This is a genomic window from Duganella sp. Dugasp56, assembly GCF_047304105.1.
GTDB lineage: Bacteria > Pseudomonadota > Gammaproteobacteria > Burkholderiales > Burkholderiaceae_D > Rugamonas > Rugamonas hordei.
The window spans coordinates 49,000-72,143 of record NZ_JBGLYQ010000029.1 but is presented as its reverse complement, the minus strand read 5'-3'; the positions used below and the strand labels follow the sequence as shown (position 1 = coordinate 72,143).

At 64.1% G+C, this 23,144-nt stretch carries 19 protein-coding genes; 14 read left to right on the top strand and 5 right to left on the bottom strand.

From position 1 onward, the window contains the following. Positions 1–20 precede the first annotated feature (20 nt). Genes ACCD07_RS20425 through ACCD07_RS20405 form a run of 5 tightly spaced genes read left to right on the top strand, consistent with a single transcriptional unit; the run spans position 21 to position 6,475 of the window. Positions 21–737 carry a MotA/TolQ/ExbB proton channel family protein gene (locus ACCD07_RS20425; protein WP_413448391.1) on the top strand — a complete coding sequence of 239 codons (717 nt, stop codon included), beginning with the start codon at positions 21–23 and terminating at the stop codon, positions 735–737. After that, the gene (locus ACCD07_RS20420) at positions 737–1,147 is read left to right on the top strand and encodes an ExbD/TolR family protein (protein ID WP_176655069.1); all 411 of its coding nucleotides are present in this window, start codon (positions 737–739) and stop codon (positions 1,145–1,147) included. Before ACCD07_RS20425 ends, ACCD07_RS20420 begins: the two co-directional genes overlap by 1 nt. Further along, on the top strand, positions 1,144–2,316 hold the full coding sequence (locus ACCD07_RS20415; RefSeq protein WP_413448390.1) for an efflux RND transporter periplasmic adaptor subunit: 1,173 nt from the start codon (positions 1,144–1,146) through the stop codon (positions 2,314–2,316). The genes ACCD07_RS20420 and ACCD07_RS20415 overlap by 4 nt, the downstream gene beginning before the upstream one ends. After that, positions 2,313–5,468: an efflux RND transporter permease subunit gene (locus ACCD07_RS20410; RefSeq protein WP_413448389.1), complete on the top strand. Its 3,156-nt coding sequence runs from the start codon at positions 2,313–2,315 to the stop codon at positions 5,466–5,468. Before ACCD07_RS20415 ends, ACCD07_RS20410 begins: the two co-directional genes overlap by 4 nt. After that, on the top strand, positions 5,468–6,475 hold the full coding sequence (locus ACCD07_RS20405; protein WP_176655072.1) for a sulfate ABC transporter substrate-binding protein: 1,008 nt from the start codon (positions 5,468–5,470) through the stop codon (positions 6,473–6,475). The genes ACCD07_RS20410 and ACCD07_RS20405 overlap by 1 nt, the downstream gene beginning before the upstream one ends. A gap of 9 nt (positions 6,476–6,484) precedes the next feature. Here the strand turns inward: ACCD07_RS20405 and ACCD07_RS20400 are convergent, their stop codons facing one another. From ACCD07_RS20400 to ompA, 5 genes are all read right to left on the bottom strand, one after another. Further along, positions 6,485–7,591, bottom strand: coding sequence for a hypothetical protein (locus ACCD07_RS20400; RefSeq protein WP_413448388.1), 1,107 nt, complete (start codon positions 7,589–7,591; stop codon positions 6,485–6,487). A 149-nt stretch (positions 7,592–7,740) separates the two neighbouring features. Further along, the gene (locus ACCD07_RS20395; protein ID WP_413448387.1) at positions 7,741–8,781 is read right to left on the bottom strand and encodes a hypothetical protein; all 1,041 of its coding nucleotides are present in this window, start codon (positions 8,779–8,781) and stop codon (positions 7,741–7,743) included. A 218-nt stretch (positions 8,782–8,999) separates the two neighbouring features. Further along, positions 9,000–9,692, bottom strand: a complete 693-nt coding sequence (locus ACCD07_RS20390; protein ID WP_413448386.1) for an HAD-IA family hydrolase — start codon at positions 9,690–9,692, stop codon at positions 9,000–9,002. Positions 9,693–9,702: 10 nt separating this feature from the next. Further along, the gene (ubiG, locus tag ACCD07_RS20385) at positions 9,703–10,398 is read right to left on the bottom strand and encodes a bifunctional 2-polyprenyl-6-hydroxyphenol methylase/3-demethylubiquinol 3-O-methyltransferase UbiG (protein WP_413448385.1); all 696 of its coding nucleotides are present in this window, start codon (positions 10,396–10,398) and stop codon (positions 9,703–9,705) included. A gap of 110 nt (positions 10,399–10,508) precedes the next feature. Then, the gene (gene ompA, locus ACCD07_RS20380; protein WP_176655227.1) at positions 10,509–11,222 is read right to left on the bottom strand and encodes an outer membrane protein OmpA; all 714 of its coding nucleotides are present in this window, start codon (positions 11,220–11,222) and stop codon (positions 10,509–10,511) included. 452 nt (positions 11,223–11,674) lie between these two features. Here ompA and gyrA point away from each other — a divergent pair, with 452 nt between their 5' ends. From gyrA to rpsA, 9 genes are all read left to right on the top strand, one after another. Continuing rightward, a complete protein-coding gene (gene gyrA, locus ACCD07_RS20375) occupies positions 11,675–14,320 on the top strand; it encodes a DNA gyrase subunit A (protein WP_413448384.1) in 2,646 nt (881 codons plus the stop codon). Between the two features lie 119 nt (positions 14,321–14,439). Beyond that, positions 14,440–14,988, top strand: coding sequence for a DUF2059 domain-containing protein (locus tag ACCD07_RS20370; protein ID WP_413448383.1), 549 nt, complete (start codon positions 14,440–14,442; stop codon positions 14,986–14,988). A gap of 10 nt (positions 14,989–14,998) precedes the next feature. Then, positions 14,999–16,093, top strand: coding sequence for a 3-phosphoserine/phosphohydroxythreonine transaminase (gene serC / locus ACCD07_RS20365; RefSeq protein WP_413448382.1), 1,095 nt, complete (start codon positions 14,999–15,001; stop codon positions 16,091–16,093). 6 nt (positions 16,094–16,099) lie between these two features. Beyond that, positions 16,100–17,173, top strand: coding sequence for a prephenate dehydratase (gene pheA, locus ACCD07_RS20360; protein ID WP_413448381.1), 1,074 nt, complete (start codon positions 16,100–16,102; stop codon positions 17,171–17,173). A gap of 23 nt (positions 17,174–17,196) precedes the next feature. Then, positions 17,197–18,306: a histidinol-phosphate transaminase gene (gene hisC / locus ACCD07_RS20355; protein WP_353400668.1), complete on the top strand. Its 1,110-nt coding sequence runs from the start codon at positions 17,197–17,199 to the stop codon at positions 18,304–18,306. 5 nt (positions 18,307–18,311) lie between these two features. After that, the gene (locus tag ACCD07_RS20350) at positions 18,312–19,214 is read left to right on the top strand and encodes a prephenate dehydrogenase (protein WP_413448417.1); all 903 of its coding nucleotides are present in this window, start codon (positions 18,312–18,314) and stop codon (positions 19,212–19,214) included. 130 nt (positions 19,215–19,344) lie between these two features. Continuing rightward, positions 19,345–20,658, top strand: coding sequence for a 3-phosphoshikimate 1-carboxyvinyltransferase (gene aroA / locus ACCD07_RS20345; RefSeq protein WP_413448380.1), 1,314 nt, complete (start codon positions 19,345–19,347; stop codon positions 20,656–20,658). A 27-nt stretch (positions 20,659–20,685) separates the two neighbouring features. Next, positions 20,686–21,354, top strand: a complete 669-nt coding sequence (gene cmk / locus ACCD07_RS20340; RefSeq protein ID WP_176655083.1) for a (d)CMP kinase — start codon at positions 20,686–20,688, stop codon at positions 21,352–21,354. A gap of 105 nt (positions 21,355–21,459) precedes the next feature. Next, positions 21,460–23,136, top strand: coding sequence for a 30S ribosomal protein S1 (gene rpsA / locus ACCD07_RS20335; RefSeq protein WP_176655229.1), 1,677 nt, complete (start codon positions 21,460–21,462; stop codon positions 23,134–23,136). Positions 23,137–23,144 lie beyond the last annotated feature (8 nt).

The window sequence follows — 23,144 nt, the reverse complement described above, 5'->3', positions numbered from 1 at the left end:
TTATATTAAGGGTGCACTCCATGTCTTCCTATTACTTAGATCTTATCGTTCAAGGCGCCCTGTATGCACTGGTGCTGTTCTCCGTCGTTACCTGGGTGCTGATACTGGCCAAGGGCGTGCAGCACTACCGGCTGGGAAAACGGGATAAACAATTTACCAAACAGTTCTGGAGCGCCAGCACGCTGGACGCCGCCAGCGCGTTGGCCAGCGACGCCAGCCCGAAATCGCGGCTGGCCAGCATAGGCTTCGAAGCGCTGCATGTGAGCGAATCGGGCGACGCCAGCAGCGACCTGGAACACAGCTGGGACAGGCAGGAGCTGCTGGAACGCCATCTGCGCCAGCAAATCCAGAAGGAATACCAGTCGCTGGAAAGCGGGCTGGCGGTGCTGGCGTCGATCGGCAGCACGGCGCCCTTCGTCGGCTTGTTCGGCACCGTGTTCGGCATCATCCATGCGCTGGGCGCCATCGGCAAGAGCGGTTCGGCCAGCATCGACGTGGTGGCCGGCCCGATCGGCGAGGCGCTGATAGCCACCGGCGTCGGCATCGCGGTGGCGGTGCCCGCGGTCCTGGCGTTCAACTTCTATGTGCGCCGCCTGAAGGTGACGGCCGCCGAGCTGGATAACTACGCCACCGACTTCGTCAACCTGGCGCAGAAGAACGGCTTCCGCGTGACGCGTCCCGCATCGCGCACCGCGCCGCAAGCCGTGCGCCCGGTCCAGCAGGGAGCATACGCATAATGGCCTTCTCGACTGGTAGAGATAGCAGCGACGTGGTCAGCGAGATCAACATCACGCCGCTGGTGGATGTGATGCTGGTGCTGCTGGTGACCTTCATCCTGACCGCGCCGCTGCTCAACAACGCGGTGCGCATCAACCTGCCGAAGACTTCCACCACCACTCCGGCGAATCCGTCGAAGACGGTGACGGTGAGTATTGACGGCAGTAACAAGATCTTCATCGACAAGCGGGAGGTGGAGCCGGCCGCGCTGGAACCGGAACTGAAGGACCTGGTGACCAAGGATCCCGAGCTGGCGCTGAGCCTGCAGGCCGACCAGGGCGTGCCGTATCGCGCCGTGGCCAAGGTGATCGCTAATATCCAGCGCTCCGGAGTGACCAAGCTGTCGGTATTGACGGAGCCGGGCGGTTGAAGGCGAAGCGTACAAGTGTGGCGGTGGCCGCGCTGGCCTGCGTGGCGGCGGGCGGCTATTTCGCGCTCGGCCGTCCGCAGCCTGCGCAGGCGGTCGCCGCTCCATCGGCCAAGGCAGCCGGCGGCGTTCCGAGCGTGCGGCTGGCGCCGGCGCTGCGGCGCGACGTGCCGGTCGAGCTGGAAGCCAACGGCACCGTGGTGCCTTTGAATACGGTGGAAATCCGTCCCCACGTCAGCCGCCTGCTGACGCGCGTGCATGTGAAGGAAGGCCAGTTTGTCGCGGCCGATGCCTTGCTGTTCTCGCTGGACGACCGCAGCGAACGCGCGGCGCTGGACCGCGCGCAGGCGCAACTGCTGCGCGACCAGGCCACGCTGGCCGACCTGGAGCGCCAGTTCAAGCGCAGCCAGGATCTGTCGGCGCAAAACTTCATCTCCGTCAGTGCTGCGGACAGCCTGCAAACCCAGGTTGAGAGCCAGCGCGCGCTGCTGCAGGCCGACCAGGCGGCGCTGCGTTCCGCGCAGGTCGATCTGAGTTACACGACGATACGCGCGCCGTCGGCGGGGCGCGTCGGTGCGGTCAATGTCTTTGCGGGCAGCCTGGTGCAGGCCAACACGCCGCTGGCCAGCGTGACGCAGATTCATCCTATCGCCGTCAGCTTCACGATACCCGAGAGTGGACTGGCCGCGCTGCTGGCCGGGCAGAAGGCAGGCGCGGTCGCGGTCAGCGCAAGCCTGGGCGATGGCACATCCGCGCGCACGCTGCAAGGCAAGCTCAGTTTCATCGACAGTTCCGTCGATGCGGTGGCGGGCACCATACGCGTCAAGGCGCAATTCGACAATACCGATACGCGGCTGTGGCCCGGCCAGTACGTGCATGCGCGCGTCACGCTGGACACGATGCGCGACGCCGTCGTGGTGCCGCTGGCGGCCATCCTGACCCACCCCGAGGGCGCGGTGGTGTACGCGGTCGGCGCCGATCAGCTGGCGCAGCCGCGCAAGGTGCGGGTGCTGCACGCCTTCGGCAGCCAGGCCGCCGTCTCGGGATTGACCGGCGGCGAGCAGATCATCATTGAAGGCAAGCAGAATCTGAAACCCGGCGCCAAGGTCAAGGTGGGCAAAGACGCCAGCAAGGACGCGCTGGTGGCCGACGCCGGCGGGAGCACGCGATGAACATTTCCGAATTGTGCATCCGCCGGCCCGCGCTGGTGTTCGTGTTGTCGCTGTCGCTGATCGTGGCCGGCGTCATGGCGTGCTTCCGCATTCCGGTCGCCGCGCTGCCCAGCTATAACACGCCTGTCATCAACGTCAACGCCGACCTGCCCGGCGCCAGTCCCGAGACGATGGCGTCGTCGGTGGCGCTGCCGCTGGAGAAGCAGTTCGCCACCATCGGCGGCTTGAACCTGATCACCTCCAGCAGCTCGTCCGGCACCACCGCGCTGACGCTGGAGTTCGATCCCAGCATCGACATCAACGTCGCGGCGCTGGACGTGCAGGCCGCGCTGCTGCGCGCGCAGCGCTCGCTGCCGCCGGAGGTGACGGAACTGCCGTCCTACCGCAAGACCAATCCCGCCGACGGCCCGACCTTGTTCATCGTGCTTAATTCGCCGACGCTGGGCCTGACCGAATTGAACGACTTTGCCGAGAACCTGATCGCGCCCAGCCTGGCCACGCTGGACGGCGTGGCGCAGGTGAACGTCAACGGCCAGAAGCGTTTCGCGGTGCGCGTGCGCGCCGACCTGGAAAGACTCAACGCCCGCAACATCACGCTCGACGAGCTGGCCAACGCCGTCAAGGCGGCCAATTCCAATTCCCCGCTGGGCATCATCGAAGGCCCGGACCAGACGCTGACCATCCAGGCCGACGCGCGCCTGATGAAGGCCGCGCAGTTCGGCGAACTGATTATCGCCAACCGCAACGGCTTGCCGATACGGCTCAAGGAGGTGGCCTCGCTGGAGGACAGCTTTCAATCGGTCCGCACCAGCGCCAACTACAACGGCGCAGGCTCCGTGGTGCTGCAGATCCAGCGGCAGCCCAATGCCAATACGGTGAAGGTGGTGGACGCGGTGCGCAAGCTGATGCCGCTGCTGCAGGCGCAGCTGCCGGCGTCGATCAGCGTGACGCTCAGCGGCGACAGCTCACTGTCGATCCGCGACGCCATCCACGACGTCAACCTGACGCTGGCGCTGACCGTGGTGCTGGTGGTGCTGGTGATCTTCCTGTTCCTGCGCCGCGCGTCGGCGACGCTGATCCCCGCCGTCACGCTGCCGATTTCGCTGCTGGGCTCCATGGTGCTGTTCTACTGGGCCGGCTATAGCCTCGACAACGTCTCGCTGCTCGGCATCACGCTGGCGGTGGGACTGGTGGTGGACGATGCCATCGTGGTGCTGGAAAACATCGTGCGCCACATCGAGGGCGGCGAGCCGCCGCTGAAGGCCGCGCTGAACGGCTCGAAGGAGATGGGCTTCACCATCATCTCGATTTCTGTGTCGCTGGTGGCGGTGTTCATCCCGATCTTCTTCATGCCGGGAGTGATCGGCCTGCTGTTCCACGAATTCGCGGTGGTGGTGTCGCTGGCGGTGCTGGTCTCGGCGCTGGTGTCGCTGACGCTGGTGCCGATGCTGGCCAGCCGCCTGCTCACCCACGAGAACGCGGCGCACGCCGAAAGCAACGTCTTCGAAGCCGCCTTCGCACGGCTGACCGGTGCCTACGAGCGCACGCTGGACTGGGGCCTGCGGCATCGCAACGCGGTGCTGCTGGCGGCGCTGGCCAGCTTCGTGCTGACGGCGGTGCTGTACCAGTCCATCCCCAAGGGATTCTTCCCGGAGGAGGACCTGGGCCGCATCCGCGTCATCACCGAGGCTTCGGAGGACGTGTCGATGCCGGCGCTGATGGCGCTGCAGGCCAGGGTGGCGAAGGCGCTGCAGGCCGACCCCAACGTGCAGGGCGTGCTGTCCTTCACCGGCGCAGGCGGTCCCGGCGGCGGCAACAGCACCTCCAGCGGAAGGCTGATCCTGACGCTGAAGGCGAAGGGCGAACGGGCCGGCATGAAGGAAACGCTGGACTCGCTGCGCAAGGCGGCGCGCACGGTGCCCGGCATCGCGGTGTATTTCAGTCCGATGCAGAACCTGCAGCTGGGCGGACGCACCAGCAAGAGCCGCTACCAGTACACGCTGCAGAGCGTGACGCCGGACGCGCTGGAGGGCTGGGCCGACAAGGTCATGCAAGGCATGCGCGCCGATCCGCTGTTCCGCGACGTCACCAGCGACACCCAGAACAAGGGACTGCAGGCGACGCTGGACATCGATCGCGACAAGGCCAGCGGCCTGGGCGTACAGATGGCGGACCTGCGCAGCGCGCTGTACCTGGCCTTCGGCGACCGCCAGATCTCCACCATCTACGCGCCGAGCGCCAGTTACCAGGTCATCATGGAAGCGGCCGACCGCCAGTTCGACGCCGCGCTCGACAAGATCAGCATGCGCGGCAGCGGCGGCGCGCTGGTGCAGCTGTCCAGCTTTGCGCGCGTGGTGCGCACGGTCGGGCCGACGGCCGTCAACCACCAGGGGCAGCTGCAGGCGATCACGCTGTCGTTCAACCTGGCGCCCGGCGCCGCTCTGGGCGACGCCACCGACCGCATCGCGGCGATCGGCAGGGAAGTGCAGCTGCCGGCCTCCATCATCACCAAGTACGGCGGCGAGGCGGCGGTGTTCCAGGACACCCAATCGAGCCAGCTGGTGCTGATCGCCATCGCGGTGCTGGTGATCTACGTGCTGCTGGTGGTGCTGTACGAAAGCTATATCCATCCGCTGACCATCCTGGCTGGGCTGCCGTCGGCGGCGGTGGGCGCGCTGATCACGCTGCGCCTGTTCGACATGGACCTGACGCTGATCGCCATCATCGGCATCCTGATGCTGATCGGGATCGTCAAGAAGAACGCCATCATGATGATCGACTTCGCGCTCGACGCCCAGCGCAATCAGGGGCTGTCGGCGCCAGAGGCGATCCGCGCGGCCTGTATCCAGCGCTTCCGGCCGATCATGATGACGACGCTGGCGGCGCTGATGGGCGCCTTGCCGCTGGCCTTCGGCTGGGGCGCCGGCGCCGAACTGCGCCAGCCGCTGGGCCTTGCCGTGGTTGGCGGCCTGCTGTTTTCGCAGGTGATCACGCTGTACATCACGCCGGTGATCTACCTGGTGCTGGACCGCTACAGCGGCACCGGCCCATTGACCGACCAGCAGATGGCGGCGCGTATCGCCAGCATAACCCTGGTGCCGCCGGTGGCGGCATCGCATAAAAATCAACTTGTCCAAAAGGAGAACTACTGATGTTTGTAAAAAAACTGATTCATTCCGCGCTGCTGCTTGGCGCGGTGGCGGCGACCGCGCATGCGGCCGATATCTCGCTGCTGAACGTGTCCTATGATCCGACCCGCGAGCTGTACCAGGACGTCAACGCGTCCTTCTCCAGGCAGTGGAAGGCCAAGACCGGCGACAGCGTCACCATCAAGCAGTCGCATGGCGGTTCCGGCAAACAGGCGCGCACGGTGATCGACGGTCTCGATGCGGACGTCGTCACGCTGGGCCTGGCCTACGACATCGACGAGGTGGCGGAGCACGGCCTGCTCGACAAAAACTGGCAGAAGCGCCTGGCGCACAACAGCACGCCGTATTCGTCGACCATCGTGTTCCTGGTCCGCAAAGGCAACCCGAAAGGCATCAAGGACTGGAACGACCTGGTCAAGCCAGGCATCTCGGTCATCACGCCGAATCCGAAGACCTCCGGCGGCGCGCGCTGGAACTACATCGCGGCCTGGGGCTATGCGCTGAAGCAGCCGGGCGGCAGCGAGGCCACCGCCAAGGACTACATCTCCAAGCTGTTTAAAAACGTGCCGGTGCTCGATTCCGGCGCGCGCGGCTCGACGGTGACCTTTGTCGAGCGGGGCATCGGCGATGTGCTGATCGCATGGGAAAACGAAGCCTTCCTGGCGGTCAAGGAGCTGGGCCCGGACAAGGTGGACATCGTGGTGCCGTCGATCAGCGTGCTGGCCGAACCGCCGGTGGCGGTGGTCGACAAGGTGGCGGACAAGCACGGCACCCGCAAGGTGGCGCAGGCCTATCTGGATTACCTGTACACCGATGCGGGGCAGGAGATCATCGCGAAGAACTACTATCGTCCGACGGTGGAGAAGGCCGCGAAGAAGTACGCCAACCAGTTCCCGAAAGTGAAGCTGTTCACCATCGACGAAGTGGCTGGCGGCTGGACCAAGGCGCAGAAGGCGCACTTCTCGGACGGCGGCCTGTTCGACCAGCTGTACCAGCCGGCCAAGCTTTAAACCCGGGTATCAGCCCTTGGCCGGCTTGTCCGGCACGCGGGTGACGAGCACCTCGCCGTCGACGATGGTGCAGTCGATGATGTGAGTGCGCGACACGCCCGCGTGGGCCGAGAACAGGTCTTCGTACTTGCCTGGATTGTCCAGCCTCAGGTCGATGCGGAAGTGCTCCAGGTGGTTGGCCGCCTGCACCTCGCGCAGGCGCTGCTTGCGCACTTCCGCTTCCTTGTCGCTGCGGCCGTGCATCTGCGGACCTTCGAAGTAGCGTATCAGCGCGCATTCGATGACGTCGATGCGGTCCTTCAGCAGGATGTCCGCCGCTATCGGGTTCTGGTTCTCCGGCAGCTCGCCCGGATCGCCGTCGTCGGAAATCACCTCGATGTTCATGCGCTGTATCAGCAGCAGCATGTCGTTGAACTCTTCATTGTCGCGGTGGATCTTCTGCACCGGCGCCAGGCGCGCGCGCGCCAGCCGGCCCATCGGATCCTTGGTCTGGCCGACGTACTGCACCTTGCTCTGGAAGGTCAGCGTGTTCTCATAGTTCTGCAGGATGTCGTGGATCGACAGCGCCTCGATCAAGCCGCCCCAGTTCAGCGTGATGAAGCGGTCGGTGACGATGACGCTGGGCTTTTTCAGCGTGGCGGCAAACGGCACTTCGAGTTCGATCGTGAGGCTGTCGCGTTTTTCCTCGGCGCCGAGCAGGATGGGGATCGTCAGCTTGAGCGAGAAGAAGCCCCAGCTGGTGCTGCGCGTGGTGTCGAAGCGCACCCGCGGACGGTTGACGACGAAATAGATCAGCCGCTTTTCGGTGGTCGCCTCAAGGTCGAACTGCATGCGGCGCAGGTGGCGGCCGACCGGATCGCGGATGTCGGGAATCTCGGGGAAGCCGGCCACCAGGTCGTACCAGTGGAACTTGGCGTCGGCCACGGTGACGGTCCAGGTTTGCGGCGACGCGGTGCGCCGCGGCACCAGCGGCAGCAGGTCGTCGTGGTCCACCGGCGGCGCCAGCAGGTCGTGGAAGGGTTCCTGCACTTCGGCGAACAGCGCCCCCACGCCCAGCTCATCCGGCGAAGGGTCGGGATAGTCGTCAGCGATCGAGTCGGGCAAATCGCTCGTCATGGGGCGGGCTCCAGAGTGTCTCGTATGTATTCCCCCAGTATAGTACGTCCACGTGAATATTTCCACATGGCAATCTGGGGAATCTGGTAATTCTACACACAATGTAACACTGGCAAGGCCGGCGCGCATCCGCGCCGGCCTCCGGCGCTTTAATTTTTTGCGCCCTTGGCGGGCACCGGCAACGGCAGCGGCGCGACCATGGCGGCGCCGTCGGCGATGTAGCAACTCAGCAGGTGGCGCTTGGCGGCGGCCACGTGCTCGGAGCCCAGGTAGCGGTAGTGGCTGGCCTGGTCGAGCTGCAGGTCGATGGTCAGCTGCGCCAGGCTGCTGTTGGCCTGGGCGTCCTGCAGCCGGGCGGCGCGCAGCGTGCGCTCTTCCTGGCTGCGCACGCGGCTGGCGGCGCTGCCTTCGAAGTAGCGGATCAGCGCCGCCTCGATGACGTCCATGCGCTCGCCCTGCAGCGCGTCGGCCGCGACCGGATGCGCGTTGTGCGGGGCGTCGGCCGGATCGCCGTCGGCGCAGGTCACCTGCACATCCATCTGCTGCACCAGCAGCAGCATGTCGAGCTCGCCGGCCGCTTGCGCGTGCAGCTTCTGCAGCGCCGGCAGGCGGCCCTTGGACAGGCGGGCCTCGGCGTCGCGGGTCTGGCCGACGTAGACCACCTTGCTCGGCACCTTCAGCGTGTGGGCGTAGGTTTGCAGGATGTCGTGGATCGAAAACGCTTCGACCAGGCCGCCCCAGTTCAGCGTGATGAAGTTCGGCGTCAGCGTCACGGCCGGCTTCTTCAGGGTGGCGGCGAACGGCACCTTGAGTTCGATGGAAATGGTTTCCTTGGTTTCGGCCAGGCCCATCAGCAGCGGCAGCGTCAGCTTCAGCGAGAAGAAACCCCACTGGATCGCGCCGGCGACGTCGAAGCGCACGCGCGGACGGGTGACGGCGAAGAACAGGTGGCGTTTTTCCGCCAGCGCTTCGAGCTCGAACTGCATGCGGCGCTGATAGCGGCCGATCGGATCGCGGATGTCAGGGGTTTCGGGGAAGCCGGCCACCAGGTCGTACCAGTGGTATTTGGCGTCGGCCACGCTGGCCATCCAGCTTTGCGGGGCGCCTGGCTCGTCCAGGTTGGCGGCTAAGACAGCGAACTGCTCGGAGTAAGGCTGCGAGGTCGTGGCAGCCATCTCAGGAAAATTCATGATGCTCCTGATTGGAAAGTTGAGATAGTTGGTGACTGTCTCCCTTTCCGTTCAGCGAGTTTGTGGCCTTGAGGAAATAAGTAATACTACGCAGTCAGGCGCCGATTATACGTAGTTAAGTTTCCTGAACAACCGTTTAGTGCCTGGCTTCAAATGACACCGTTACCATTGATACGTCTATACAACGGTTAGCGGTATCAAATGCTAAGTCGCTAAGTTTACGCGGCCAGTTCGGTATTGCCCGTCAACGAGTGTTGCATCAGCGCCAACAATTCCAAAGGACTATCAAACAGATAGTCGGCCTGCCAGCCCTGCGGCTCGACCGGTCCGCAATAGCCCCAGCCGCAGGCGATGGTCTTCATCGCGGCGGCCTTGCCGGCCTGGATGTCGCGCAGGTCGTCGCCGACGTACCAGCATTGCTCCGGCGCCAGGCCGAGGCGGCCGGCCGCTTCCAGCAGCGGCGCCGGGTGCGGCTTGGCGTGCGCCGTGGTGTCGCCGGACACCACGCAGGCCGCGTGTGCCAGGCCGATCAGCGGCAGCAGCGGATCGGTGAAGCGCGACGGCTTGTTGGTGACGATGCCCCATTGCAGCCCGGCCTGCTCGATGCCGGCCAGCAGCTCGACGATGCCGGGGAACAGTGTGCTGTGCACCGCCATCGCCGCCTGGTAGTTGTGGAAGAAGCCGTCGCGCAGCTCGACGAAGCCTTCGTCCTCCGGCTTCAGCCCGAAGGCGGCGCCTATCATGCCGCGCGCGCCGGCCGAGGCGGTCGGGCGCAGCAGTTCATAGGCGGTGGGCGCCAGGCCGCGCTCGGCGCGCAGCAGGTTGACGGCGGCGGCCAGGTCGGGCGCGGTATCGGCCAGCGTGCCGTCGAGGTCGAACAGGATGGCGCGCGGAGGAGTAGGTAGGGTCATGGATGAGTTCTTACAGCGGACGGGTGGTGGCGACCAGGTAATTGACGCTGGTGTCGTCGTTCAGGGAATAGATCTTGGTCAGCGGATTGTAGCCCATGCCCTTGAAGCCTTGCAGTTCCAGGCCGGCGCTGCGGATGAATTGCGACAGTTCGGACGGCGTGATGAACTTGTCGTAGTCGTGGGTGCCCTTGGGCAGCATGCGCAGCAGGTACTCGGCGCCGAGGATGGCGAACAGGTAGGCCTTGGGGTTGCGGTTCAGCGTGGAGAAGAACACCTGGCCGCCCGGCTTGACCAGCGTGGCGGCGGCGCGCACGATGGCGGCCGGGTCCGGCACGTGCTCGAGCATTTCCATGCAGGTCACCACATCGTAGCGGCCCGCTTCCTGCGCCGCCATCTCTTCGGCGGCGATGAGCTTGTAGCGCACCTGCACACCCGATTCCAGCGAATGCAGGTCGGCCACCTTCAGCGCCTTCTCGGACAGGTCGATGCCGGTCACCGTGGCGCCCTTGCGCGCCATCGATTCGCTGAGGATGCCGCCGCCGCAGCCGATGTCGATGACGTTCTTGCCGGCCAGCGGCGCGCGCGCGTTGATCCATTCCAGGCGCAGCGGATTGATTTCGTGCAGCGGGCGGAACTCGGAGGTCGGGTCCCACCAGCGGTGCGCGAGGTCGGAGAATTTTTGCAGTTCTAATGGATCGGCGTTCATGGGCTCTGGTAAGGACTAAATAAATGCTACGGGACTCATCCCGCTATTCTAAAGCAGCGGGCGTAAAAAAACCCCGCCGGGGCGGGGTTTCTGTCTTACCGGACGAGCAATTACTTGCTGGTGCCGACGACTTCGATTTCTACGCGACGGTTCTTGGCGCGGCCTTCTGCAGTCTTGTTGTCTGCAACCGGCTGTTTCTCGCCCTTGCCTTCGGTGTACACGCGGTTGGCTTCAACGCCTTTGGAGATGATGTAGGCCTTGACAGCTTCAGCGCGGCGTACCGACAGCTTCTGGTTGTATTCATCGGTACCAACGGAGTCGGTGTGGCCGACGGCGATGATCACTTCCAGGTTGATCGAACCCAGTTTCGAGGTCACGTCGTCCAGTTTCGCTTTGCCTTCTGGTTTCAGAACGGCTTTGTCGAAGTCGAAGAACGCATCCGCTGCGAAGCTGACTTTTTGTGCGGTAGGCACTGGGACTGGCGCAGGTGCTGGAGCCGGTGCCGGAGCAGGGGCTGGCGCGGCTGGCGGTGGCGGCGGCGGTGCTACGCACTTGCCGTTTTCCAGCTTTTCTGGCTCGACGCAGATTGGCAGGTCGCAACCTGGAACGGCATCAGCCGGGGTCCAGTAGCCGGTACGCCAGCACAGGCCGAACGGATCACGGGCGATGACGCCGCGTGCATCCTGCACGTATGCGCTCTTAGGGGTTGCTGCCTTGATGTCCTGGGTCACAGGAGCATACGGAGGAGCGGTAGGCGCGGTTTGTGCAATAGCCGAGGTAGCGAAGGCAGCCGACACGGCCAGCATCGAAATCAGTTTTTTCATATTTTTCTTCCTTTCGGGGGTGATATCCGCAGAAAAACTGCGCGACGTGTAATACGTGGGGCGAATTCTACCACGCACGGGCGTCGCGCCCGTCTCCCGATTGCGAAACAAGCAATTAACTTCTAATCCATTTTGCCACAAGCGATCTTCGGCCGTAAAAAGGGTGCAACACGCGCCCTTTTCGATTTCGACCAAAATGTTGTTTTGTTGCAACGTGATTATCGATAATAATTGAGTAATGTGTCATGAATATTACAAGGGGTTACAAGCTTGTGAATCGTGCGCGGGCTCGAGGATGCCGGGGCAGGCGCGGGATTTGCGCTGATCGTCCTGCCCGCATGCTAAAATCGCACGCTTGCCTGTCCAATTTGGGAGGGCAGGGTAGAAGTGCAGTACGTGCGGCCTACATTGCATAAAAGATAAACCACAGTCAAAGATCAGTCGACCCGCCAATGGATCAATTCGCAAAAGAAACAATCCCTATTTCCCTCGAAGAAGAGATGCGCAAGAGCTACCTCGATTACGCCATGAGCGTGATCGTAGGCCGCGCCTTGCCGGACGTGCGAGACGGCCTCAAGCCGGTGCACCGCCGGGTCCTCTTCGCGATGCACGAAATGAACAACGTGTGGAACCGCCCTTACGTCAAATGCGCCCGTGTGGTGGGCGAGACGATGGGTAAGTACCACCCGCACGGCGATGCGTCGATTTACGACACGCTGGTCCGTATGGCGCAGGACTTCTCGCTGCGCTACATGCTGGTCGACGGCCAGGGCAACTTCGGCTCCGTCGACGGCGACGGCGCGGCGGCGATGCGTTACACCGAGTGCCGCCTGGACAAGATTTCCGCTGAACTGCTGGCCGACATCGACAAGGAAACCGTCGACTTCCAGCCCAACTACGACGGCAAGGAAAAAGAGCCGACCGTCCTGCCGACCCGCATTCCCAACCTGCTGATCAACGGCTCGTCGGGTATCGCGGTCGGCATGGCGACCAATATTCCGCCGCACAACCTGCATGAAGTGATCGCCGGCGCGCTGCACGTGCTGCGCAACCCGGCCTGCTCGATCGACGAGCTGATCGAACTGATCCCGGCGCCGGACTTCCCGACCGGCGGCACGATCTACGGCGTCTCCGGCGTGCGCGACGGCTACCGCACCGGCCGCGGCCGCGTGGTGATGCGCGCCAAGACCCACTACGAAGAGTACGGCAAGGACGGCGGCCGCACGGCCATCATCGTTGACGAGCTGCCATACCAGGTCAACAAGAAATCGCTGCTGGAACGCATCGCCGAAAACGTGCGCGACAAGAAGCTCGAAGGCATTTCCGACATCCGCGACGAGTCCGACAAGTCGGGCATGCGCGTGGTCATCGAGCTCAAGCGCGGCGAAGTGCCGGAAGTGGTGCTCAACAACCTGTACAAGCAGACGCAATTGCAGGACACCTTCGGCATGAACATGGTGGCGCTGGTCGACGGCCAGCCGCGCCTGCTGAACCTGAAGGAAATGCTGCAGTGCTTCCTGTCGCACCGCCGCGAAGTGGTCACCCGCCGCACCGTGTTCGAGCTGCGCAAGGCGCGCGAGCGCGGCCACGTGCTCGAGGGCTTGGCCGTGGCGCTGGCCAATATCGACGACTTCATCGCCATCATCAAGGCGGCGCCGACGCCGCCGGTCGCGAAAACCGGCCTGATGGAACGTTCGTGGGATTCGTCGCTGGTGCGCGAGATGCTGGCCCGTACCGGCGAAGGCGGCACCATAGGCGGCATCGACGCCTTCCGTCCGGAGCACCTGCCGAAGCACTACGGCATGCAGACCGACGGCATGTACAAGCTGTCCGACGACCAGGCGCAAGAGATCCTGCAGATGCGCCTGCAACGCCTGACCGGCCTGGAACAGGACAAGATCGTCAACGAGTACAAGGACGTGATGGCCGAAATCGCCGACCTGCTGGACATCCTGTCCAAGCCGGAACGCGTGACCACCATCATCACCGACGAGATGACCCACGTGGTCAACGAATTCGGCGACCCGCAGAAGGATCCGCGCCGCTCGAACATCGAGCACAACGCGACCGACCTGGGCACCGAAGACCTGATCACGCCGCAGGACATGGTGGTGACGCTGTCGCACACCGGCTACATGAAGGCGCAGCCGATCAGCGAGTACCGCGCGCAGAAGCGCGGCGGGCGCGGCAAGCAGGCCATGGCGACCAAAGAGGAAGACTGGATCGACCAGCTGTTCATCGCCAACACGCACGACTACATCCTGTGCTTCTCCAACCGCGGCCGCATGTACTGGCTCAAGGTATGGGAAGTGCCGCAAGGCTCGCGCAACTCGCGCGGCAAGCCTATCGTCAACATGTTCCCGCTGGCGGACAACGAGAAGATCACGGTCATCCTGCCGCTGTCCGGCGCCAACCGCACCTTCCCGGAAGACCACTACGTGTTCATGTCGACCAGCCTGGGCACCGTGAAGAAGACGCCGCTGAAGGACTTCAGCAATCCACGCAAGGCCGGCATCATCGCGGTCGACCTGGACGAGGGCGACTTCCTGATCGGCGCCGCGCTGACCGACGGCGAGCACGACGTGATGCTGTTCTCCGACGCCGGCAAGGCGGTGCGCTTCGACGAGAACGACGTGCGTCCGATGGGCCGCAACGCCCGCGGCGTGCGCGGCATGAACCTGGACGAGGGCCAGCGCGTGATCGCGCTGCTGGTGGCGGAAAACGAGCAGCAGTCGGTGCTGACGGCGACCGAGAACGGCTTCGGCAAGCGTACGCCGATCACCGAGTACACCCGCCACGGCCGCGGCACCAAGGGCATGATCGCGATCCAGACCTCCGAGCGTAACGGCAAGGTGGTGGCGGCGACGTTGGTCGATTCGACCGACGAGATCATGCTGATCACCACCGGCGGTGTGCTGATCCGCACCCGCGTGTCCGAGATCCGCGAAATGGGCCGCGCCACGCAAGGCGTGACCCTGATCGCGGTCGAAGACGGCACCAAGCTGTCCGGCCTGCAGCGCGTGGTTGAAACCGACATCGACGAAGTCGAGCTGGAACCGGGCCCCGATGCCAAGCCAGACGAAGCTCAACCCGAGTAAGTCATAGCAAACACGCCCCCGGACTGCGGTCCGGGGTCAGCGGGGTCAGGTTTATTTCGCGGATAAATGCGACAATAAGACTGGCCCCGTTTTTTTGTTTTTAATTTTTAGGCGAACATATGAAGAAGATAGCAGCCATTGTCAGCACCGCGATCACCGCGTTCGCCCTCGTCGGCGCCGCCCCGGCGTACGCCCAGGCCGACGCCGCCTCCACCGCCGCCGCGCGCGAGCTGTTCGATGCGATGAACTATCGCACCATGATGACCGGCGTGATGCAGCAGATGTCGCAGAGCATCGGCCAGTCCATGCGCGCCGGCGCCGAAGCCGGCATCAAGAACAACCCGAATACCACGCCGGAGCAAAAGAAAGAGGCGCTGGCCAAGATGGAAGCGGAATTGCCGGCCGCCGTCGCCGTGCTGCAAGGCGCGATGAACGACCCGGCCATGATCGACGACATCCTCACCGAAACCGTACCGCTGTACGCGCGCACTTACAGCGCGGGCGAGTTGAAGCAGATCACCGCCTTCTACCGCACGCCGATCGGCGCCAAGATGCTGTCGACCATGCCCAAGCTGATGGCCGAAGCCATGCAGATCGGCCAGCAGGTCGCCGCGCGCCGCATCACCCCGCTGATGCAGAAGCTGCAGGAAAAACAATCCACCAAATAAGGACCGCAACGTGACTCACATCTATAACTTCTCCGCCGGCCCCGCCGTATTGCCGAAGGAAGTACTGGCGCAAGCCGCTGCCGAAATGCTGGACTGGCATGGCAGCGGCATGTCCGTCATGGAGATGAGCCACCGCGGACCGGAGTTTATGTCGATCTACAAGGCGGCCGAGCGCGACCTGCGCGAGCTGCTGGCAGTACCGGACAACTACAAGATCTTGTTCATGCAGGGCGGCGGTTTGTCGCAGAACGCCCTGATCCCGCTGAACCTCGTCGGCCACAAGCCGCAGCCAGCGACCATCGATTTCATTCATACCGGCTCGTGGTCGGGCAAGTCCATCAAGGAAGCCGCCAAGTACGCCAACGTCAATATCGCCGCGTCGTCGATGACGTCGGTGCCGCCGCAATCGGAGTGGAAGCTCACGCCGGGCGCCGCCTACCTGCACATGTGCACCAACGAGACCATCGACGGCGTCGAGTACGACTTCGACGCCGGCGTGCCGGCGCCGCAGGACGGCGTGCTGCTGGTGGCCGACATGTCCTCGCACATCCTGTCGCGCCCCGTCGACGTGTCGAAGTACGGGCTGATTTTCGCCGGCGCGCAGAAGAACATCGGCCCTGCCGGCGTGACCATCGTCATCGTCCGCGACGACCTGCTGGGCAAGGCGCTGCCGGTGTGCCCGTCGGCGTTCGACTTCAAGCTGGTGGCCGACAACGAATCGATGTACAACACGCCGCCCACCTACGGCATCTACATCGCCGGCCTGGTGTTCCAGTGGCTGAAAAAGCAGGGCGGCGTGGCCGAGATGGAAAAGCGCGCCAAGGCCAAGGCCGGGCTGCTGTACGCGGCGCTGGACGTGGACGACTTTTACCAGAACCGCGTGGCGAAAACCAGCCGCTCGCGCATGAACGTGCCCTTCTACCTGAAGGACGAGAGCAGGAACGAGGCATTCCTGGCCGGCGCCAAGGCGCGCGGGCTGCTGCAACTGAAGGGCCACAAGTCCGTCGGCGGCATGCGCGCATCGATCTACAACGCGATGCCTATCGAGGGCGTGCAAGCGCTCGTGGACTACTTGAACGAATTCGCCGGCCGCGCCGGCAAATAGACTCTCATGAACGATAAACTCAAACCCCTGCGCGAGCAGATCGACACCATCGATGCGCAGATCCTCGACCTGTTGAACCGCCGCGCCAAGGTGGCGCAGGAAGTCGGCCACGTCAAGGCCGAGACCAACGCTCCCGTATTCCGCCCCGAACGCGAGGCGCAGGTGCTGCGCGGCGTGGCCGAGCGCAATCCCGGCCCGATGGGCAATACCGAGCTGCAGACCATCTGGCGCGAGATCATGTCCGCCTGCCGTTCGCTGGAAAAGCGCGTCACCATCGCCTTCCTCGGCCCGGCCGGCACCTACAGCGAGCAGGCGGTGTACCAGCAGTTCGGCACCGCCGTCGATGTGCTGCCTTGCTCGTCCATCGACGAGGTGTTCCGCGCCACCGAGGCCGGCACCGCCGAATTCGGCGTGGTGCCGGTCGAGAACTCGACCGAGGGCGCCATCGGCCGCACGCTGGACCTGCTGCTGCATACGCCGCTGACCATCAGCGGCGAAGTGTCGATCGCGGTTCGCCACAGCCTGCTGACCGCCACCGGCAACATGGACGGCATCACCGCCATCTGCGCCCACGCGCAGGCGCTGGCGCAGTGCCAGATCTGGCTGAACAACAATTACCCGGACATCGAGCGCCGCGCCGTGTCGTCGAACGCCGAGGCGGCCCGCATGGCGCGCGACGATCACGCGATCGCCGCCATCGCCGGTGAACGCGCCGGCGTGCGCTACGGCCTGGGCACGGTCAAGGCCAACATCCAGGACGATCCGCACAACCGCACCCGCTTCGCCGTGATCGGCCACCTGCAGGCCGGCCCGTCGGGCGAGGACCGCACGTCGCTGGCGCTGGCCGCGCCGCACAAGGCCGGCTCCATCTACCGCCTGCTTGGTTCGCTGGCCCAGCACAATGTGTCGATGACGCGCTTCGAGTCGCGTCCGGCGCGCACGGGAACCTGGGAGTACTACTTCTATGTCGACGTCGAAGGCCATGTGCAGGACGAGGCCGTGGCCAAGGCGCTGGATGAACTGCAGGGCAATGCAGCCTTCTTCAAGGTGCTGGGATCCTATCCCGTGAGTTTGACCTAACCAACCAGAATCAGAGAGAGACTATGTCCAAGAATTACGGCCCGGAGTACGTCCGCGCCATCGCTCCATACCAGGCCGGCAAACCGATCGCGGAAGTCGCGCGTGAATTCGGCCTCGACGAAGAGGCCATCGTCAAGCTGGCGTCCAACGAGAATCCGTTCGGCGTGCCGGAATCGGCCGTGCAGGCGATGACCGCCGCCGCCGCCGACCTGGGCCGCTACCCGGACGCCAACGGCTTCGAACTGAAAGCCGCGCTGTCCAAGCGCTACGACGTGCCGGCCGAGTGGATCACGCTGGGCAACGGCAGCAACGACATCCTGGAAATCGCCGCCCACGCGTTCGTCGAGCGCGGCCAGTCGATCGTGTATTCGCAGTATTCGTTCGCCGTGTACGCGCTGGCGACGCAGGGCGTGGGCGCCAACCACATCGTGGTGCCGGCCAAGGCCTACGGTCACGACCTGCCGGCGATGCTGGCGGCGATCAAGGACGATACGCGCCTGGTGTTCATCGCCAACCCGAACAACCCGACCGGCACCTTCATCCCGGCCGCCGACATCCAGGCCTTCCTGGACCAGGTGCCGGCCAATGTGGTGGTGGTGCTGGACGAGGCCTACAACGAATTCCTGGCCGAGGAAAACCAGTTCGAATCGGCCGAGTGGGTCAAGAAGTATCCCAACCTGCTGGTGTCGCGCACCTTCTCCAAGGCGTACGGCCTGGCCGGTTTGCGCGTGGGCTTCGGCATCGCCCAGCCGGCGCTGACGGACCTGATGAACCGCATCCGCCAGCCGTTCAACGTCAATTCGCTGGCGCAGGCGGCGGCCATCGCGGCGCTCAACGACAAGGAATTCCTCAAGCGCAGCGCGGCCAACAACGCCGCCGGCTACCAGCAGTTCACCGAGGCGTTCGACAAGCTGGGCCTGGAGTATGTGCCGTCGTACGGCAACTTCGTGCTGGTCAAGGTCGGCAAGGACCTGGCGGCCGGCGCCCGCGTCAACCTGTCGCTGCTGAAGCAGGGCGTGATCGTGCGCCCGGTGGGCAACTACGGTCTGCCGGAATGGCTGCGCATCTCCATCGGCCTGCCGCAGGAGAACGCCGTGCTGATCGCCGCGCTGACCAAGGCGCTGGCAGAGTAAAAATGATGCTGAACAAAGTCGTCATCTTTGGCGTTGGCCTGATCGGCGGATCGTTCGCGCGGTCGCTGAAGAAGGCCGGCGCCGTCGGCAGCGTGGTCGGCATGGGGCGCTCGGCCGCCTCGCTGCAGCGCGCGCGGGAGCTGGGCATCATCGACGTCATCGGCGGCGATATGAGCGAGGCGCTGCCCGGCGCCGACCTGGTGCTGCTGGCCGCGCCGGTGGCGCAGACCGAGGCCATCCTGGCCGCGATCGCGCCGCACCTGCGGCCGGGCACCGTGGTCACCGACGCGGGCAGCACCAAGTCCGACGTGGTGGCGTCGGCGCGCCGCGCGCTGGGCGGCAAGATCGCCCAGTTCGTGCCGGGCCATCCGATCGCCGGCCGCGAGACCAACGGTCCCGAGGCGGCCATCGACGATCTGTACGTCGGCAAGAAGGTGGTGCTGACGGCCTTGGATGAAAACGCGGCCGACGATATCGAGCGCGTGGCGGCGGCGTGGCGGGCCTGCGATGCGGTCATCCATCGTTTGACGCCGCAGGAGCATGACAAGGTGTTTGCCGCCGTCAGCCATCTGCCGCACTTGCTGGCGTATGCGCTGGTGGACGACATCGCCAACAAGCCGCATGCGGATTTACTGTTCCAGTATGCGGCCAGCGGTTTTCGCGATTTCACAAGGATCGCCGGATCGTCGCCCGAGATGTGGCGCGACATCAGCCTGGCCAACCAGTCGGCGCTGTTGACGGAGCTGGATGCGTATCTGGCACAATTGACGGGCTTGAGGGCCCGTCTCGCCGCTGGCGACGGGGCAGGGCTGGAGCGCGTGTACAGCAACGCCCAGCATGCCCGCCACCAGTGGATCACAGCGATCGAGGCGGCCGAGGCGCCGCCGTCGCAAGCGAAAGAAGTTTAACCGCGCAGATTAACAGGAGGCCGCGGCGCCGTCGTTCCCGCGAAAGCGGGAATCCATACTGAGCTTGCGTTCTATGGGCCCCCGCTTTCGCGAGGGCGACGGTACTCCGGCCGCCGCATAAGGAAACGGCATGACCCACGAATTTATCGATCTCCCCACCGTCGCCCACGTAGAGGGCGCCGTGCGCCTGCCGGGCTCGAAATCCATCTCCAACCGCATCCTGCTGCTGTCGGCGCTGTCGCAGGGCGACGTCGCCATCGTCGACCTGCTGGCCTCGGACGACACCGCCGTCATGCTGGCCGCCCTGCGTGCGCTGGGCGTGCAGTGGACCGAAGAGAAAACCGCCAGCGGCACCATCCACCACGTCAAGGGCGTGGCCGGCGTGCTGCCGAACAAATCGGCCGACCTGTTCATGGGCAACGCCGGCACCGCGATCCGTCCGCTGACCGCCGCGCTGGCCGTGATCGGCGGCGACTACACGCTGCACGGCGTGCCGCGCATGCACGAGCGCCCGATCGGCGACCTGGTCGACGCGCTCAACGCCGCCGGCACCGACGTCGAATACACCGGCAACCCGGGCTTCCCGCCGCTGCACATCAAGCAGGGCAAGATCCACGCGCGGCGCCTGTCGGTGCGCGGCGACGTCTCCAGCCAGTTTTTGACCGCGCTGCTGATGGTGGCGCCGCTGATGGCGCGCGAGCACGCGATCGCCATCGACGTGGTCGGCGAGCTGATCTCCAAGCCCTACATCGAAATCACGCTGAACCTGATCCGCCGCTTCGGCGTCAAGGTCGAGCAGAACGGCTGGGAGTCGTTCACCATCGAGCCGGGCCAGGTCTACCAGTCGCCGGGCACCATCCACGTCGAGGGCGACGCGTCGTCGGCGTCCTACTTCCTGGCGGCCGGCGCGATCGCCGGCGGTCCGGTGCGGGTCGAGGGCGTGGGCAAGGATTCGATCCAGGGCGACGTGCGCTTCGCCGCCGCGCTGGAGCAGATGGGCGTGCGGATCACCATGGGCGACAACTGGATCGAGGCGCGCTCGAACGGCGTGCTGAAGGCCATCGACGCCGACTTCAACCACATTCCCGACGCGGCCATGACCATCGCCGTGGCCGCGCTGTACGCCGACGGCACCAGCACGCTGCGCAACATCGCCAGCTGGCGCGTCAAGGAAACCGACCGCATCGCCGCCATGGCGACCGAGCTGCGCAAGGTCGGCGCCATCGTCGAGGAGGGCCCGGACTACATCAAGGTCACCCCGCCGGCGGTCATCACGCCTGCTACCATCGATACCTACGACGATCACCGCATGGCGATGTGCTTCTCGCTGGTGTCGCTGGACGGCGCCGCGCGCAAGGGCAACGTCATGCGCATCAACGATCCCAAGTGCGTCGGCAAGACCTTCCCGGAGTATTTCGCGGCGTTCGCGGCGATCGCAAAATAAGAAGTGCAAATAAGCAAAGTGAACTAAATGGTAACTTCCCCAATTCCAGTCATCACCATCGACGGCCCGACCGCATCCGGCAAGGGCACGGTCGCGCATCGCGTTGCCGATAAGCTCGGCTTCCACTACCTGGATTCGGGCGCGTTGTACCGGCTGACGGCGCTGTCGGCGCTGCGCCGCGGCACCGACCTGGCCGACGAGCACGCCGTGGCCAAGCTGGCCGAGCACCTGCAGTGCAGCTTCCAGGGCGGCGACATCATCTTGTCGCACGAAAACGTCAGCGACGCCATCCGGGCGGAAGAGGTGGGCAACACCGCTTCAAAAATTGCAACATTTCCCGCCGTGCGCCACGCGCTGGTGGGGCTGCAGCTGGGTTTCCGCAAGGCGCCGGGGGTGGTGGCGGACGGGCGCGACATGGGCTCGGTGATCTTCCCGCACGCGGTGTTGAAGGTGTTTTTGACCGCCTCCGTGGCGGCGCGGGCCGAGCGTCGATATAAGCAATTGATTGACAAGGGGTTTTCTGCTAATATGGAAGACCTACTGATGGATTTGCAGGCGCGCGACGACCGGGATACGAATCGGGCCATCGCACCGCTGGTCCCCGCAGAGGGGGCGCATGTGCTTGATACCTCGAACATGACCGCTGAGGCAGCGGTCGATCAGGTGTTGCAGTGGTATGCGGCCGTCGGTAAATAGTACGTGCCTGGGCAAGCTCTGAGTGCCCCGGTTTTTTCAACCCTAACCCAACTGAAGTCGCATATCGCGAGCCTTGTTGGTAACCTGGAAGTTACAATGTCTAATATGGAAAGTTTTGCAGCCCTCTTCGAAGAATCCCTGTCGCGTCAAGACATGCGTTCGGGCGAAGTGATCTCGGCTGAAGTCGTTCGTCTGGATCACAACTTCGTGATCGTCAACGCCGGCCTGAAATCGGAAGCATTCATCCCTGTTGAAGAATTCAAGAACGACCACGGCGAACTGGAAGTCAAAGTAGGCGACTTCGTTTCCGTGGCGATCGAATCGCTGGAAAACGGTTTCGGCGATACCATCCTGTCGCGCGACAAGGCCAAGCGTCTGGCGTCGTGGCTGGCACTGGAAAAAGCCATGGAATCGGGCGAGATCGTCGTCGGTACCGTCAATGGCAAAGTCAAGGGCGGCCTGACCGTTCTGACCAACGGCATCCGCGCTTTCCTGCCGGGTTCGCTGGTCGACACCCGTCCGGTCAAGGACACCACCCCGTTCGAAGGCAAGACCCTCGAATTCAAAGTGATCAAGCTGGATCGCAAGCGTAACAACGTGGTTCTGTCCCGCCGCGCCGTCATCGAAGCTTCGATGGGCGAAGAGCGTCAGAAACTGATGGAAACGCTGAAAGAAGGCACCGTGGTTACCGGCGTGGTCAAGAACATCACCGACTACGGCGCGTTCGTGGATCTGGGCGGTATCGACGGCCTGCTGCACATCACCGACCTGGCATGGCGTCGTGTGCGTCACCCATCGGAAGTGCTGACCGTCGGCCAGGAAATCACCGCCAAGGTCCTGAAGTACGATCAAGAGAAGAACCGTGTCTCGCTGGGCGTGAAGCAGCTGGGCGACGATCCTTGGACCGGTCTGTCCCGTCGTTACCCACAAGGCACCCGTCTGTTCGGTAAAGTCACCAACCTGACCGACTACGGCGCGTTCGTGGAAGTCGAGCAAGGCATCGAAGGCCTGGTGCACGTTTCCGAAATGGACTGGACCAACAAAAACGTCGCGCCAAACAAAGTTGTCCAGCTGGGCGACGAAGTTGAAGTGATGGTACTGGAAATCGACGAAGAGCGTCGCCGTATTTCGCTGGGCATGAAGCAGTGCAAAGCGAATCCATGGGATGACTTCGGCGTGACCCACAAGAAGGGCGATAAAGTCCGCGGCGCGATCAAGTCGATCACCGACTTCGGCGTGTTCATCGGCCTGGCCGGCAACATCGACGGCCTGGTGCACCTGTCCGACCTGTCGTGGACCGAAACCGGCGAAGAAGCCGTGCGTCGCTTCAAGAAGGGTGACGAACTGGAAGCCATCGTTCTGGCCATCGACGTCGAGCGCGAGCGCGTTTCCCTGGGCGTCAAGCAACTGGAAGGCGACCCGTTCAACAACTTCGCCGCCATGAACGACAAGGGCGCGCTGGTGACCGGCACCGTGAAATCGGTGGAGCCTAAAGGCGCCGTGATCCAACTGTCCGAAGAAGTCGAAGGCTATCTGCGTGCATCCGAAATCTCCCGCGACCGCGTGGAAGATGCCGGTACCCACCTGAAGGTTGGCGATTCCGTCGAAGCCCTGGTCATCAACATCGACCGCAAAGCTCGCAGCATCCAGCTGTCGATCAAAGCGAAAGATAGCGCTGAAACCGCGGAAGCCATGCAGAAGATCGCTGGCGACAGCAACGCAGCTTCGGGCACCACCAGCCTGGGCGCGCTGCTGAAAGCTAAGCTCGACAACAAGAACTAAGAACTAGT